The sequence below is a fragment of the Pseudomonas sp. R37(2017) genome, assembly GCF_002113375.1.
Classification (GTDB): Bacteria; Pseudomonadota; Gammaproteobacteria; order Pseudomonadales; family Pseudomonadaceae; genus Aquipseudomonas.
This window is the reverse complement of record NZ_NEHO01000005.1, coordinates 376975-392176: the sequence shown is the minus strand read 5'-3', so window position 1 is coordinate 392176 and position 15202 is coordinate 376975. Positions and strand designations below refer to the sequence as shown.

The following is a 15202-nucleotide window of genomic DNA, read 5'->3' as shown; positions in this document are numbered from 1 at the left end:
TCGTTGCAGGGCGGGCTGCGCTGTGTGCGCAGCCGTTATGTAGAAGGAACGTTCCCCGGGATGGAAAATTTAAGGACGGGCGGTGGCAGCGGCCAGGGCCCGACCAAAAATCTCCGCCACACGATCGATTTGCGCAGCGGTAATCACCAGTGGCGGCAGGAAGCGCACCACCGCGCCATGGCGGCCACCGAGTTCCAGGATCAGGCCACGCTTGAGGCATTCGCGCTGCACCAGCGGTGCCAGGCGGGCGCAGGTCGGTGGGTGCCCCTGGGCATCCGGCGCGCCCCTCGGATCGACCAGTTCGACACCGAGCATCAAGCCACGCCCGCGAATATCACCCAGTTGCGGGAAGTCCCGCTGCAGGATGCGCAAGTGCTCGGCCAGACGCTCGCCCATTGCGGCGGCATGCTCGCAGACCTTGTGTTCGACCAGAAAACGCATCACCGCGGAACCGGCGGCCATGGCCATCTGGTTGCCACGGAACGTCCCCGCATGGGCACCCGGCAACCAGCTGTCGAGCCAGTCGCGATAAATCACCACCGCCAGCGGCAGACTGCCGCCGATGGCCTTGGACATCACCACCACATCGGGAATGATCCCGGCATGCTCGAAGGCAAACATCTTGCCGGTGCGGGCGAATCCACTCTGGATTTCATCGACGATCAGCGCGACCCCCGCCTCTTCGGTGATCCGTCGCACACCCCGCAGCCAGTCCAGGTCCGCCGGGATCACCCCGCCCTCGCCCTGCACCACTTCCACGATGATTGCCGCCGGCAATTGCACGCCGGCCTCGGGGTCGTTGAGCAGGTTTTCCAGGTAACTCAGGTTGGCTTTGACCCCCGGCGCGCCGCCAAGCCCGAACGGGCAGCGGTAATCGTATGGGTACGGCATGAACTGCACGCCGCTGCCGAGCAAGGCACCCAGGGGCTTTTTCGGCCCAAGGCTACCCATCAGGCTCAACGCCCCCTGGCTCATGCCGTGATAGCCGCCCTGGAACGAGATCACGGTGCTGCGACCGGTGGCGGTACGCACCAGCTTCAGCGCGGCTTCCACAGCGTCAGTGCCGCTGGGGCCGCAGAACTGGATCTTCGCTTCCGCGGCCAGCGCGGGCGGCAGCAGGCCAAACAGGTCCTGGACGAACTGGTCTTTGACCGGCGTGGTCAGGTCCAGGGTATGCAGTGGCAGCTCATCGGTCAGCACTTGTTGGATCGCCTGGATCACCACCGGGTGGTTGTGCCCCAGGGCCAAGGTCCCGGCACCGGCCAGGCAGTCGATGAACGTGCGGCCTTCGACGTCTTCGACGTAAATACCCCTGGCGCGCTTGAGCGCCAGGGGAATGCGTCGCGGATAGCTGCGGGCATTGGACTCCTGCTGGCTCTGGCGGGCGAGCAATGGCGATTCGTTGAACTGATAAAGCGTCTCGGCGGACGTCGCCGGTTGCTCTTCGATCAGGCTGGTAGCGACTGACATCTCTCGACCCCTCAATAAGGTTTTCCTGTTCTGGAAACGCATCAGCGCTTGAGGGATTTAGGCGGTAACACGCAAACCCTGTAGGAGCGAGTGCCCGCTTGCGGCAAGCTCGCGATGGAGGCACAGGCACCGCGGGGTGTCAGGCAGCCAGTGTCATCGTTAACGACCATCGCGAGCTTGCTCGCTCCTACAGGGGTTTAATGATGTTTTCAGATGGATTGCAGCGGCATCGTCAGCTCGACCCGCAAGCCGTCCGGACGGCTATCGAAATACAGCGTGCAGCCGCAACGCTGGACGATCGCCTGGACTATCGCCAACCCCAGGCCACAACCGGTGCTCTGGCCGTTGCGCCAGAAACGCTGGGTCAGGTATTGCAGATCCTCTTCGGCAATCCCCGGTCCATGGTCGCGCACCACGAATTGCACACGATTGCCGGTGGTTTCCAGGCTCAACTCCACCGCCTTGTCGGCAGGGGTATGCCGCAGTGCGTTGTCGAGCAAGTTGCGCAGCGCGGCAATCGACAGCACGGCGGGCATTTGTACTGGCGCAGCGGAGACCGTGCCCGGCGCCTGGAACTTGATGCGTTGCCGATCGCCGCTCGCCGCGTCCTGGATCGCCAGTTTCGCCACTTGCTCGGCATTGCACTGCACACCGTCATCAAACGACAGACTGCCCTCGACTCGCGCCAGCAACAGCAATTGCTCAAGCGTGCGATGCATGCGATCTGCACCCTCTTCGGCCCTGGCCAGTGACTGGTCGCGAGCATTGCCGTCGGTCATGCGCGCCACTTGCAGGTGGGTCTTGATCGCGGTCAGCGGGCTGCGCAGCTCGTGGGCCGCATCACCGGTCAGGCGCCGTTCGCGCTCGATCGTCTTGCCGATGCGCTGGAGCAGCTGGTTCTGGGTTTCCAGCAAGGGTTGCAGCTCGCGGGGCAACGGATGGATCTGCAAGGGCTCGAGGGAGTCGGCGCTACGACGCATCAAGGCATCACGCATGCGGTTGAGCGGCACCAGCCCCTGGCCGATGCCCAGCCAAAGCAGGCACAGGCATCCGAGCAAGGCCACGCCCACCGGTACCGAAGCGGCCAGCAGAATCGACAGGTTCAACGCCTCACGTTCGATCTGCCGGTCGGCGGTGGTGATGCGCAGATCTCCCCGGGCCAATGTGAAACTGCGCCACGGCGCGCCGTCGATCATCTGATCGTGAAACCCCAGTTTTTCGGCCTCCAGCGCTTGTTGCGGATCGGAGTGGCTGCGAGCAAGGATTTCCCCGCGCAACGAGCTGACCTGGCACGCCATTCCACCGGGAATGTTCAATTGTTCGGCACTGAAATGGGTGCCCTCGCCCTTGCTCGGCAGGGGTGGCAATTGCTCCATCAGGCCGGCGACCATGCGCGCCGACGCCACCAGGCGCTGGTCGAGGGAAAACATCATTTGATTGCGCAAATCGCTGAGCATCCAGGCCGCGGCCAGGGCCCAGATCAGCGCAAACGCGGCGCCGAGCGTCAGGCTCAGGCGCAAACGCAGACTCATCACTTCGATTCTTCTCCGCCATCAGCCGGCCCCAGGCGATAGCCCAGGCCGCGCACGGTCTCGACAATGCCATTGCCAAGCTTGCGCCGCAGGTGATGGATATGGACGTTGAGGGCGTTGCTCTCCAGTTCGTCGTTGAAACCGTAGACACTGTCCTTCAGTTGCTCGGTGGACAGCACCCGGCCACGGTTATGCAACAACGCTTGCAGGAGTGACTGCTCGCGGCGCGACAGGTCCACCGGTTGCCCCGCGAGCGTGGTTTCGCGGCTGCTGGGGTCGTAAGTCAGGGCACCATGTTCGATCAGGTTGACGCTGCGCCCCGCCACCCGTCGCAACAGCGTATGCAGGCGTGCAGCGAGTTCACGCAAGTCGAAGGGTTTGAGCAGGTAATCATCGGCGCCGGCTTGCAGGCCATCCACGCGATCGGTGACCGAGTCCCGGGCGGTGAGGATCAAGACCGGCAGTTCCAGGCCTTGATGGCGCAACTGCTGCAGCAGCTTGAGGCCATCCTCGTCCGGCAGGCCAAGGTCGAGCACCATCACGTCGAACTCCGCGACCTTGAGCATCGCCCGGGCGGCGGACGCCGTGGCGACGTGCTCCACGGTAAGGCCCTGGGCGGTCAGGCCGGCGACAATGCCGCTGGCGATCAGCTCATCGTCTTCGCAAACCAGTACGTGCATGGGGAGCCTCGTAGAAATAAAGCGGATTAAGCCGTTGACCGATTAAGCCGACATTATGCCGCAGGCGCCACCGCCACAAGGCCGAAGCGGTTAATCATCGGTTAATCGCCGCCCGCCACTGTGCACTCTAATTGCACAGGGCAAAGGCTTATCCATGCGTCGTCTGTTTTTACTTTTTACCCTCATGATCGCTGGCCTGGCCCAGGCGGGGACCAATCCATTCGATACCAAACCCGAGTTTCTCCCGGTCGATAAAGCGTTCGCGTTCAGCTCTGAGCGCCTGGAGTCCGGTGAAACCCAGCTCTATTGGCAGATCACCGACGGTTATTACCTGTACCAGAAACGTTTGAAATTCGACGGATTGCCTGTCGCGCAACATCCCGCGCTGCCGGAAGGTGAAGCCCACAGCGACGAGTTTTTCGGTGAGCAGCCGGTCTATCGCCAGGGTCTTGAACTGAAGATTCCGGCCGGTGCCAGCGGCAAGGTCAAGGTCAGCTACCAGGGCTGCGCCGATGCCGGTTTGTGTTATCCGCCGCAGACTCAGGTCGTGGATCTGGGTGGCAAGGCGGTCAGCGTTGCGGCAAACGAAGCACCGGACCAGGCATTGGCCAGCGGCCTGCAACAACGGGCGCTGGGCTGGAGCCTTCTGGTGTTCTTCGGCCTGGGCCTGTTGTTGGCTTTCACCCCTTGTTCATTGCCGATGCTGCCGATTCTGGCCGGCTTGATCGTCGGCAGCGGCGCCACGCCCAAACGCGGATTGACCCTGGCCAGCAGTTATGTGGTCAGCATGGCGCTGGTGTATGCGGCGATGGGTGTCCTGGCCGCCTCCCTCGGGGCGAACCTGCAAGCCTGGTTGCAGAACCCCTGGTTGCTGGGCAGTTTCGCGGCGATTTTCGTGTTGCTGGCGCTGCCGATGTTCGGTTATTTCGAACTGCAACTGCCGGTGGCTGTGCGTGATCGCCTGGAAAATGTCTCGCGCAATCAGCGTGGCGGCAGCCTGATCGGTGCCGGGGTGCTGGGGGCCCTGTCCGGCCTGTTGGTCGGCCCGTGCATGACAGCGCCGCTGGCCGGCGCCCTGCTCTACATCGCGCAAAGCGGTAACGCGCTGCATGGCGGCTTGATCCTCTTTGCCATGGGTATCGGTATCGGCGTGCCGCTGCTGTTGCTGGTGACCGTCGGGAATCGCTTCATGCCCAAGCCTGGCGCCTGGATGAACCTGGTCAAAGGCATTTTCGGCTTCTTGTTCCTCGCCACCGCGTTGCTGATGCTGCGCCCGGTGCTGGACCAGTCCCTGTGGGTCGGCTTATGCGGTGCGCTACTGCTGATCGCGGCCTACAGTGCCTGGAAACAGTCGGAAGGTTTCGGTCGTATCGCCCACCTGTTTGGCGCCAGTTCGTTGCTGCTCGGTTTGTGGGGCAGCCTGCTGGTAATCGGGGCGGCCGGTGGCAGTGACGATCCCTTCAAGCCGTTGCAGGTCTTCCGCGCCTCGAACCAGGCGGTGGCCGCCGTGCCGGTTGGCCACGATGCCTTCACCACCATCAAGGATCCGCAGGCACTGCAACAGGAACTCGATGCCGCGCAGGCTCGGGGCCAGTGGGTGCTGCTGGACTACTACGCCGACTGGTGCGTGTCGTGCAAGGTCATGGAAAAACAGGTGTTCGGCAAAGCCAATGTCATGCAAGCCTTGAGTGACGTGCGCTTGCTCCGGTTGGACGTGACCGCGGACAATGCCGCCAGCCGCGAACTGCTCGCTCGTTTCAAAGTGCCGGGGCCACCGAGCCTGCTGTGGATTGGCGCTGATGGCGAGGAGCGTCGCAGCCAGCGCATCACTGGCGAAGTCGATGCCGATACTTTCCTGCAACGCTGGACCACTACCCGAGACGCCCGTTAATGCTGACCTTCACCCTCGGCACCTTTGCCATCGCGCTTAATCACCTGCTGCTGATCAGTGCGCTGGCGCTGGCCACGTTTGTCGGCTGGCGGGTGGCCAAGCGTGGCGGCGACAACCCCGAGTCGGTGCTGTTCAGCCTGTTTCTGATTGGCATGCTGGCGGCGCGAATCGGCTTCGTGGCGGCCTATTGGGTGCATTATCGCAACGATCCGTGGCAGATCATCGACCTGCGCGATGGCGGTTTCCTCGCCTGGCCGGGAGTGATTGTGGTTTTGCTTGCCACCCTGTATCGCGGCTGGCGTCGCCCGGGTTTGCGCCGACCACTGGGCTTTGGCGTGGCCAGTGGCCTGGCGTTCTGGTTGTTGGCGACGTTCTCCCTGTCGATTTATGAACAAGGCACACGCCTGCCGGAGATCGCCCTGCGCAATGCCGCTGGCGAAACCGTGCAATTGGCCGACTACAAGGGCGGCCCGCTGGTGATCAATCTCTGGGCCACCTGGTGCCCGCCATGCCGCCGGGAAATGCCGGTGCTGGAAAACGCCCAGCAACAAAGGCCGGACCTGACGTTCCTGTTCGTCAATCAGGCGGAAAGCATGCAAAGCGTCGCGACCTTTCTGGAAACCCAGGGCCTGAGCCTGACCAACGTGCTGTTCGACGGCGGTGGGCGTCTGAGCCAGGCCGTGGGCTCCATGGCGTTGCCGACTACCCTGTTCTATAGCCCCGAAGGTCGCCTGCTGGGCAGCCATCTGGGCGAGTTGTCGGATGCCAGCCTGGCCCGCGCACTGGAAAACTTCGACACCGTACCTGCCACCTCTTCAAGGAAACTGCCATGCCCCGCCTCCGCCACCTGCTGACCCTGAGCCTCGGTGCCGCCCTGCTGCACCTGCCGTCGGTGCAGGCCGAAGAATTGCCCGATGCGATCAAGAAAATCGAGGCCAAGGGCGCGAAAATCGTCGGCCAGTTCGATGCCCCCGATGGCTTGCGCGGTTATGCCGCGCAGTACCAGAACCGCGGCATGGCGCTGTACCTGACACCGGATGGCAAACACGTATTGCTGGGCAACCTGTATGACGCCGAGGGCAATGACCTGAGCAGCGCACCGTTGCAGAAGCTGGTGTATGCGCCGATGGCCAAGGAAGTCTGGGCCAAGTTCGAAACCAGCAACTGGATCGGCGACGGCAACAAGGATGCGCCGCGCGTGGTGTACCTGTTCAGTGACCCGAACTGCCCGTACTGCAACATGTTCTGGGAACAGGCCAGGCCATGGGTCAAGGCGGGCAAGGTGCAGTTGCGCCACATCATGGTCGGTATCATCCGCGAAGACAGCCCAGGGAAATCCGCCGCATTGCTCGCGGCCAAAGACCCGGAAAAAGCCCTGCAGGACCACGAAGCCGCAGGCAAGGGCAGTTCGCTCAAGGCCTTGAAGGAAGTGCCGCCAGCCGTTCAGGCGAAACTCGCGGCCAACATGCAGTTGATGGAAGAGTTGGAGTTGCAGGCGACGCCGGCGATTTTCTACATGGATGACAAGGGGAATCTGCAACAGCAGCAAGGCGCGCCGTCGCCGGACAAGCTGGCGAAGATTCTCGGGCCGAAGTGACGGGCAGTAAACCCACTAACTTCTTGAAGCTATGAACTTCAGCAATTCGGCGGTGACGAACCCGGGGTTTTCCAGATTGGAAATATGCCCCGCCTCCGGCACCAGCACCCATGGACAGCCAATCAACCCGGCCATCTCACGGGCCTCATTCGGTGGCCGAGGTTTGTCCTGGTCGCCGCACATCACCAGCGTGCTGGCAGCGTCGAGCTCACCCAGCCGCGCCATGAAATCCTCGCGGCCAAAGGTAATGCGCCCCATCGGCACAATGCTTTCACGCAGGCGATCGGCAGGCAAAGCTGCCAGCGTCGCACGGAAGTTCCGGTACAGAGGCGACTGCGGGTCGATACCGGGGCGAAAGAAGATCGGCACCACGATATCCAGCAACTGCGGGGCAATGGCGCCCGCCTCTTCGATCTGCTGCAGTAGCGAGAAGTAGTACTGACGGGTCGGCTCCGGCTCGACACCCAGGTAGGTGTCCATCATCACCAGCCCGTTGATACGCTGCGGCGCCGACAACGCCAGGCGCGCGCCCCACATACCGCCTACCGACAGACCGACCAGGGTGACCTGCCCGATATCAAGATGATCGAGCAGCATCAGGGCCTGGCGTGCCAGATCATCCAGCGACGTCGTGGCTGCTGGCATAGGCCCGGATTCACCATGGCCCCACAAGTCCAGGGCGATCACCCGATACTGTTGCGCCAACGCGGCAATCTGCGGCGCCCACATGGCCTGGTCCCACAGGTAACTGCCGGCCAGCAGCACGGCCGGGCCAGTGCCTTGATCGATGTAGTGAAGAGCTTGTCCATCCAGGGTTACGAAGGGCATCGAGGGGCTCCGCAGAAAAATGGAGCGGCAAGACTGAGCGACCGGCACCCTGCAGTCAATCGCAGGAACGTACGGGTTTGTACAACCGCCATCGCGAGCTTCCCCCCGGTGATCTCGCTCACCGCCAACCTGTCGATGGACGCTGACTACCCCTTCACTTCCACAGGGGTTTTCTTTCCGTCCTCGATCAAGTTATAGCGATAGACTCGACCCGCTTGCTTATCGAACGCAAAATCATGACCTGGGATCAAGTGTACTTTTTTGGTCGGTTTGCACTCATCCTCGTTCTTGGCTGAACAGTCCTTGAAAGCGTCGATAACGACCACGCTATTGCCGTTGTTTTGCACTTTATAACGATTCGCAATGTTATCGATCCGGGTATCAAACCGGGTCTCGGCCGGGCGAACAAAAAATACCGAGCCATAACCTGCCATTACGTTGAAACCGGCAGACATGCTCTTTTCATAGGATTCGCGCTCACTTTCGGAAACGGCGAATTTATCTTCTTTTTCAGGTACTACCGGCAAAAAGCGAACCCGGAAATATCGCTCCTTGCTACGATCGCCGGTATACAGCAGGCGAGTGCCCTGAGTGCCCTTGGCTGGCACGATCAACCGGGCCGGACTGGCAACCAGGCCATCGCGAGTACTGCCCTCGACGACCTTCAAGGGCTCTTCTCGAGACTTCCCGTTCTTCTCGTAAAAAATCTCCTTGATCTCGACTTTTACGAATGCCGTTGATGTACCGCCGTTATGAATACGTTTCAGATAACTACTTTGAGTACCTTTCATAAAGTCATAGAAGGTACCGATTTGCAGGCTCGGGCCCGCATGAGCGTTCATGCTGAACATCAATGTGCAAAGCATCGTATAAAGAAATTTCATGAGATGAACCTCATACTGAAAACGGGCCCGATCAAGCCTCTGGCCGCGCTACTGTTATTAAATGTCAGAATCAAAGGTGACATAGACGGTTCCGCGATAACTGCTGTCGCCTTGCATATCCTTGACTGAGTCTGCTTGCACCTCGAAGTGCAAAATACTGGGCTGCCCAGTGGCCGAACCTATCAATTTCAGATGTTGCAAACCGGCGCCGGTCACTGTCAGTGGACGCCGCGATACAGGCTGACTCATATCGTCGACCCACGGAGGTGCCAGACTGACACTCATATCGACCGGTACTTGATGGGATCCATTGCTGATCGCACAAGTATCACCCACAAAACGCTCGCAAGTAAGTTCCATCTTGAACGGCGCAGAGCTCAATATGGAAAATCGCAGGTCCCCCAGCAACTTTTCCTCTTTGCGACCGTTAGCGATCCACTCCATCCATCCGCCCTTGGGCGCGAGGGCTACCCTGTCGGAGGACATGACCACCTTGACGTCCTGTTTCACTGACAGGTTCAGGTTGAATGTCATCGAAGGATCACTGGCAGTCAGATTACCCATGTTCAAGTCGTTGGGTATTGTGTAGGTATACGATCCCGAATAGTTGCCACTGATGAGTTTTTCCGGGCGAACTGCTCGTAACTCATAATCTACATCGAGCCGGTCTAAAGTCATCCACGGAATTGCAAATCGTGCGGTTCTTGGACCACAGGAGGTGACTTCTGCAGACATTCTCCAGAAAGTTGTGTAGTCCCTTCCGTTTGGATCAGCACCATCAGAAATCACTGAAGTACAGGGGGCAACCGCGTTAGCCCATGAGGGCCTCCAAAGAGTGACATGGTATTCATGAGGAGTGACACCCGATGGTCGTCCCGTCAGCGCTTGTGCAGTGTCACTCAAGCGATAACGGGTTCCTGCTCCGGAAATTCGGATTTCGATCTCTGCGGTCTCGCCAGGAATACTTTCATGGTCGACTTTAAACCTGCGCCATGTCGCTGGAAAATTGAACGGCATGCTGCCATCTTGCGGAATAGCCCCAGACGATTGAAAACTAATATTAAAAGTATTACTTCGAATACGATTACTGGCGCATTGGCCCGGGTATTCCACACAAAACCCGGTAACCGGGGTCTTGTTAATAATTTCAGCACTGGCCGGATTGCTCGGATCCGGCTTTATTTCCGCATCTACGTTCAATGTGGCAGCCTGGGAAAAACCCGGATAAAACCCGCAAAGCATCCCCGCCAATACAAGGCGATTCATTGACTTGTTCATTTGACTTTCCTGTGTACGCCATATTCAGACCGCTGTGTATAAGTGCCCATCAACTGGCTTTTTCAGACTTATAAGCAGCTTCGGCCAAAGTGTCTGAATGACACTTGAGATCGCCTACCATCAGCACATCATTCTCTCGACGCTGGGAGGTGGGATCGAGCCTGAACTGGCATAACAACTGACTGTCGTGCCGCACTTCAAGTGTAGGAGACTTTTCACTCAGTTCCATGGAAAAGAACCCATCGACTTCGCTGACGCCACGACTGGCATGGTTGATAACATGGTGGCCTTTCAGCGGTTTCCCAGTGGCATCCACCAGGCGGCCCATGACTGTCACCGTCTTCAGAATGCGTACCTGACGATAATCCACGCCGCCCTTGTTCAAGTGGTAGGTGGTACGCGCCGGCTGGATGGTTGCCGCGGGCACATCCGTCCCGTTGAAATCGAAGCTCACGGTACCGTTCCTGTAGGCCGACACCGGAATGAAATTACGACCTGCCCGCAGCGTGGAGTGGGTGCCGGAGAAGTCGTCGGCGCGCAACTGGATATCATCCACGTCGCTCTCGACATCAACGATCATCCCCGCCTCGCGAGTCGTAGCCTGGCTGCTGAGTACCAGTTTTTTTCCACTGACCGCCAGGGTACTGTCCAGATTCAACCCACCAGTGACACCACCGTTGAAGGAAGAGCGCTGTGCATGCATGGAACCGTTGACCTGGTCAGTCTTGAAGTCGACCGTGCCCGCCAGGCCGGTCCCGTATACATCTCTGCTTGTCGTGGCGGATACGCTCTGCAAAACATGATCCTTGAGGTCCCGACGATAGGTGACGGACGCATTGGCATCCCGCCCACCGTCACGCGACGTGCGCTGACCGATGCTACCGGACACCTGGTGACCGTCCGAACCCAATGCCAGGCGCAGGCTGAGATCGATCCCGCGATTACGCTGGTTGGCAGTACCCAGGGTACCCGGCCGGTCGAACACCGCCACCCGCCAGTCGGCAGCATTGCCAAACAACTGCGCATTGCGGGTCCAACTCAAATCGATGCCCATACCTTCGGAATAACCCTCGCTATGGGAAACTTGCGCACTGATCGAACTCCTGCTGTTCAGGCGTTGGTTCATCGCCAGCGACGTGTTGCTGGTTTGTCCGTTGTACGTATTGCGTTGGCGGATGTGCGTTCCGTCCGGCAGCGTTTCGTAAGTGTTGCGTGTGTCCAGCCAACTGCGCTGGTGGCGCAACACCAGACTGCCACCGTTGTAGTGATGTACGCCCTGCACTTCCACGCCCGTGCCTTCGCCCTTGGTCTGGGACAGGCTGCCAAAGACGGAAGTCTTGTCGCTCACCGTCAACTCGGCGGAAGTGCCCAGTTGCATCTGCTCCTTGACCTGTCGGGCGGACAAGCCCAGGACCACTCGTGGGTGCAGCAGAAAGTTGAAGGCAGCGCCTGCCGTCAGGTCGCCGTCATCGCTTTCTTGCCAATTGCTGAGCAACTTGCTTTCGCGACCGGCAAACAGGTTGTAGCGCCAGCGATTTTCCGGGTTGCGCCAGTTGGTGGGCTTGTAAACAAGCTCCTGGTTGGTGGAAATCACTTGGCCATCTTCGATCAGACGCACTTCCACCTCGTAGATGCCGCCCGGCAACGGACGCGTGTCCAGAGTCTGAAGGCCGCTGGCCACCTGCTGACTGTTGATCAACGCGCCGTTGCGATAGATCTCCACCATCGCCTGTCGATTGGCGGTCACCGAAATCGGATAGAGGCTCGGTTTGGGGTCGTCCACCGCCAGGCTGTCGGAACTGCCGTACATCATGCCCAACACGGTATCGGGGCCGGCGCCGATTGTCCGCGCTGACCGAGTCAAACCCTGGGCGCTGGGCGTAAAGTACCCGGCACGAAAGAAGCTGCCTTCCAGTTCCCGCTGGGCATGCAACTCATGAACTGCATGCTTGATGCCTGTGTCTACCCCGGACATGCGCGAAAGTTGGGCGTTGAACGTGTTAGTCCAGTTGCCCAGGCTCGCGCTTGCCTCCAGGCCATAACGACCGGCCGCGTTCTGCTCCTGACCGCCGCTGATGTTCAATTGATTGCGCACAATCAACCCGACACTGCCGCCTTCCGGTTGATCGTGAAACTGTCGGGTTTGCGGGTCGCGCTCGGCATTGGCCGTTACCAGCGACACCATGGAGTCCGCAAGGCTGTAGTGAACCGCCTGCAATTGCCGAGGGCAGGCGCTTTTGCACGATCCCAGCGCCACGCCCTGGGTCAGGAATGCAGACCACTCATCACGTTCGGCCGAAGTCAGGTCGCTGTTGCGGGTATCGGTAAAATTGATCAACGTGATCCGCTCATCCCGGGTCAACTGGATCATGGCCTCACCCAGAAACTGTTTGTCGACCTCGACGCGAACAGCCAATGGCACATCAAAAAAGAATTCATGAAACTCCGCGGGCAAGCCTTCAGCCTGTTGCAGCAAACTGACGGTTTTATCCGTATGTCTGGTTTCACTGGCAAGCGCACCCGCGCAAATAATCAGCGCAAGCGCTCCTGCGACAGGAGTCTTCGAAAACATGGAAGTATTTCTCAAGTTAGCGCTTGCATGTGCAAGGAAGAATGCGGCCGGCATAGAGTGCCGGCCACACAAACAACGTACTGACAGCTAGAGTCCACTCACCATCAAGGCGCGTCGAACATCACTTTAACGAAACCGCGATAGTTACCTTCAACGTAACCTGGGGCGGCTGGCTCAACTGGGGTAATTGCCAGAGGCGCTCGCATTTCAGTTGTCGCATCGCCACTGTCAACAACCACGACAGGAGTGCCTACAGTCGTCAATGCACGACCATTGAAGCTTACATTCAAGTTGATCTTGTTATTCGGATTGGCAATATCCACAATTTCAGCGGCTTCCAAAAGAGTCGCCTCAACCTCAGGACCTGCCGCAGCACCCACGGAACTCTTGACCTTGAACATCCGGGAAATACCTTCCAACTTCGAAGTCGTCTGATTCCAAAGCAGGCGTTGCTCGTCGCGAATGGTGCTCATGTCTTCCGGTTGCACATAAAAATCAGCACCCGGAATATCAGCAACTACAGTAATATCATGTTGCTGGGGAACAGCCAGTGCAGCCGAAGAAGCCAAGGCCAAAGCCAGCACAGAGGTAGACATTGCAACTTTCTTAAACATTAGATTCACCTTTAAACAGCCAAGTAAAAGTGCAAGCTTCAGCCAAGTGACGAAAGTCCAGCACCGGTTTGTCATGCCAACCAAGAGAGTTGGCATTGCATTTCAACGGGGCGCATCTTCGTGCTTTCTGAAGGACGGGTATGCAAGAGTTGTCTGCTCTGCTTGTAGGATTAATCCTTCTACCTAAAGAGGACGCTTCCACAGCTTCTGCTTACTGCTTGTAGGTGTTTTCGCTACAAACGCACGGGGCGAGAATTCGGCTGGCAACCTTAAAAGAAGGGGTATCGGCGTTATCAAGCACAGGGAGGATCAGGGTTCGAAAACCGAAGCGCACCTATAGATGGGTGGCCGAGCGAAGGGCGCATCTGCGTACGGGCAGATCGAGAAGGGACGTGGTATTCGGTGTGTCAGTCAAGGCGCAAACACACATCGAGTTGAAAGAAGGACTTTTACGATTGTCATCGATTGGCAAGGCATGCGATGGAGCAGACCCAAAGCACAGAAAGTCCCGATGCCTGAACATCGGGACTGAGTCAAACACGCAAAACCAACGGCGTTACACGGTTACTGCTTGCGCTTTAAAGGAATGCCGATGGGCGGATAGCTTGTACATACTTGTTCTGATTTATTACCGGAAGCATCCTCAGCCTCTACACAGATCTGATAGCGCTTCCCTGACTCCATCTCGGTAATGGAAAATGCCGTCTCATCCGTGGTTCCCTTATGGTCACCATTCAGATAAACATGGTATTTAACCTGTCCGGATGAATCATACGCCGGATCCCAGAGCACTTGCAGGTTAAGATCAGTGGTTCTCAAGTTTGATGGTTCAGTGGGTGCGGTCACATCACCGAAGCTGAGCTCCAGTGTAGTCCGCTCCGATTCGTTGTACTGATCATCAACTGTAGTGACGCTATAAACATAAGTATTGCCTTGCTCTGGGGTTAAATCCCTGTAAGCAGTATCTTCTGTTTCTTCAAGCACTAGTTCATCGCGCCGCACTCGGTAAAGAATCTTACCACCATCGACCGATCCCGGGCCCCAATGCAACAAAACCGAATTGATGGTGTGCTCAAACTTACCTAAATAGGCAGGTGCGGTCGGCAGGTCTCTAGGCATCGTAAAACTAAGATTATTCCATTCCAGTGCATTATCCAACCTAACACTACACTTTACTGACTGACCAGGCCTTGCATTAACTATTTTCCAACGATTCGAACTATGATGAGTCTCTTCCGGACCATCATCAATTTTCACTTTCACTCGTTGCGTGTCACCTGGCCAATTCAACTTGAAGGATGTCTTTGTAACGTCGGTTACCCAAAGTTCAAGCTTAGTACTTTTTGTCCTGACCTCATGAAAAGGCCCCTGACCGCTCCATTGACCATTGGGCTTCTTTCCATAAAGAGAGAGCCGATACAACGTATCCGGGCTCAACGAAGTTAGCGTTATTTCACTCTCAGGTAGATTAATAGGCAATCCTGGCGCCCCCATAAGACGATATTCAGTAAATTCGTCTGAAACTGGCCAGCTGACCTTTACGGCATAATAATCCACCCAATCCGTTCTGATTTGAAGCGCATTGTTAATTGCGAAATCGCTCACTAAATTAGTCATTTTTCATCCCTTCATAATAAACTAAAAAATAAATCGACCTCCCGTATTTCAGACTAATGAAATACATCAATATTTACACACAACTCTGACTCCAAGCACACTATCAGTTCTGCTAGGGAAACTTCGAATAACTTGCAGCGACTGCGTCGTCATTTGAACAGACTGTCACGTCAACCTTTCCCAGCGCAGAAATGGCCTTAAGCATCCGTCGACCTGAACATCTGGATGATCGATTCCAC

12 protein-coding genes are annotated in these 15202 nt (G+C 57.9%); 3 read left to right on the top strand and 9 right to left on the bottom strand.

Annotation, left to right across the window (positions count from 1 at the left end):
- Positions 1-69: 69 nt before the first annotated feature.
- The 3 genes from CAG47_RS11900 to CAG47_RS11890 form a co-directional block, all read right to left on the bottom strand.
- Positions 70-1470 (bottom strand): aspartate aminotransferase family protein, encoded by a 1401-nt coding sequence (locus CAG47_RS11900; protein ID WP_085725041.1) that lies wholly within the window; start codon positions 1468-1470, stop codon positions 70-72.
- Positions 1471-1679: 209 nt separating this feature from the next.
- Positions 1680-3005, bottom strand: coding sequence for an ATP-binding protein (locus CAG47_RS11895; protein WP_085725040.1), 1326 nt, complete (start codon positions 3003-3005; stop codon positions 1680-1682).
- The gene (locus CAG47_RS11890) at positions 3002-3682 is read right to left on the bottom strand and encodes a response regulator (protein WP_008020398.1); all 681 of its coding nucleotides are present in this window, start codon (positions 3680-3682) and stop codon (positions 3002-3004) included. Before CAG47_RS11890 ends, CAG47_RS11895 begins: the two co-directional genes overlap by 4 nt.
- A gap of 154 nt (positions 3683-3836) precedes the next feature.
- Between CAG47_RS11890 and dsbD the strand changes: the two genes are divergently transcribed.
- The 3 genes from dsbD to dsbG are packed head-to-tail and all read left to right on the top strand — an operon-like array spanning position 3837 to position 7170.
- On the top strand, positions 3837-5573 hold the full coding sequence (dsbD, locus tag CAG47_RS11885) for a protein-disulfide reductase DsbD (RefSeq protein ID WP_085725039.1): 1737 nt from the start codon (positions 3837-3839) through the stop codon (positions 5571-5573).
- A complete protein-coding gene (locus CAG47_RS11880; RefSeq protein WP_085725038.1) occupies positions 5573-6427 on the top strand; it encodes a TlpA disulfide reductase family protein in 855 nt (284 codons plus the stop codon). Before dsbD ends, CAG47_RS11880 begins: the two co-directional genes overlap by 1 nt.
- The gene (gene dsbG / locus CAG47_RS11875) at positions 6403-7170 is read left to right on the top strand and encodes a thiol:disulfide interchange protein DsbG (protein ID WP_085725037.1); all 768 of its coding nucleotides are present in this window, start codon (positions 6403-6405) and stop codon (positions 7168-7170) included. The genes CAG47_RS11880 and dsbG overlap by 25 nt, the downstream gene beginning before the upstream one ends.
- Before the next feature lie 15 nt (positions 7171-7185).
- Here dsbG and CAG47_RS11870 read toward each other — a convergent pair whose 3' ends face one another.
- The 6 genes from CAG47_RS11870 to CAG47_RS27865 form a co-directional block, all read right to left on the bottom strand.
- On the bottom strand, positions 7186-7998 hold the full coding sequence (locus tag CAG47_RS11870; RefSeq protein ID WP_085725036.1) for an alpha/beta fold hydrolase: 813 nt from the start codon (positions 7996-7998) through the stop codon (positions 7186-7188).
- 146 nt (positions 7999-8144) lie between these two features.
- On the bottom strand, positions 8145-8882 hold the full coding sequence (locus CAG47_RS11865; protein ID WP_085725035.1) for a pilus assembly protein: 738 nt from the start codon (positions 8880-8882) through the stop codon (positions 8145-8147).
- Positions 8883-8939: 57 nt separating this feature from the next.
- Entirely contained in the window at positions 8940-10160 is a 1221-nt protein-coding gene (locus CAG47_RS11860; protein ID WP_085725034.1) for a hypothetical protein, read from the bottom strand.
- Positions 10161-10209: 49 nt separating this feature from the next.
- Positions 10210-12732, bottom strand: coding sequence for a TcfC E-set like domain-containing protein (locus CAG47_RS11855; protein ID WP_085725033.1), 2523 nt, complete (start codon positions 12730-12732; stop codon positions 10210-10212).
- Positions 12733-12836: 104 nt separating this feature from the next.
- Positions 12837-13346: a CS1 type fimbrial major subunit gene (locus tag CAG47_RS11850; protein WP_085725032.1), complete on the bottom strand. Its 510-nt coding sequence runs from the start codon at positions 13344-13346 to the stop codon at positions 12837-12839.
- Positions 13347-13910: 564 nt separating this feature from the next.
- A complete protein-coding gene (locus CAG47_RS27865; RefSeq protein WP_143515835.1) occupies positions 13911-14963 on the bottom strand; it encodes a hypothetical protein in 1053 nt (350 codons plus the stop codon).
- Between the last annotated feature and the right edge of the window lie 239 nt (positions 14964-15202).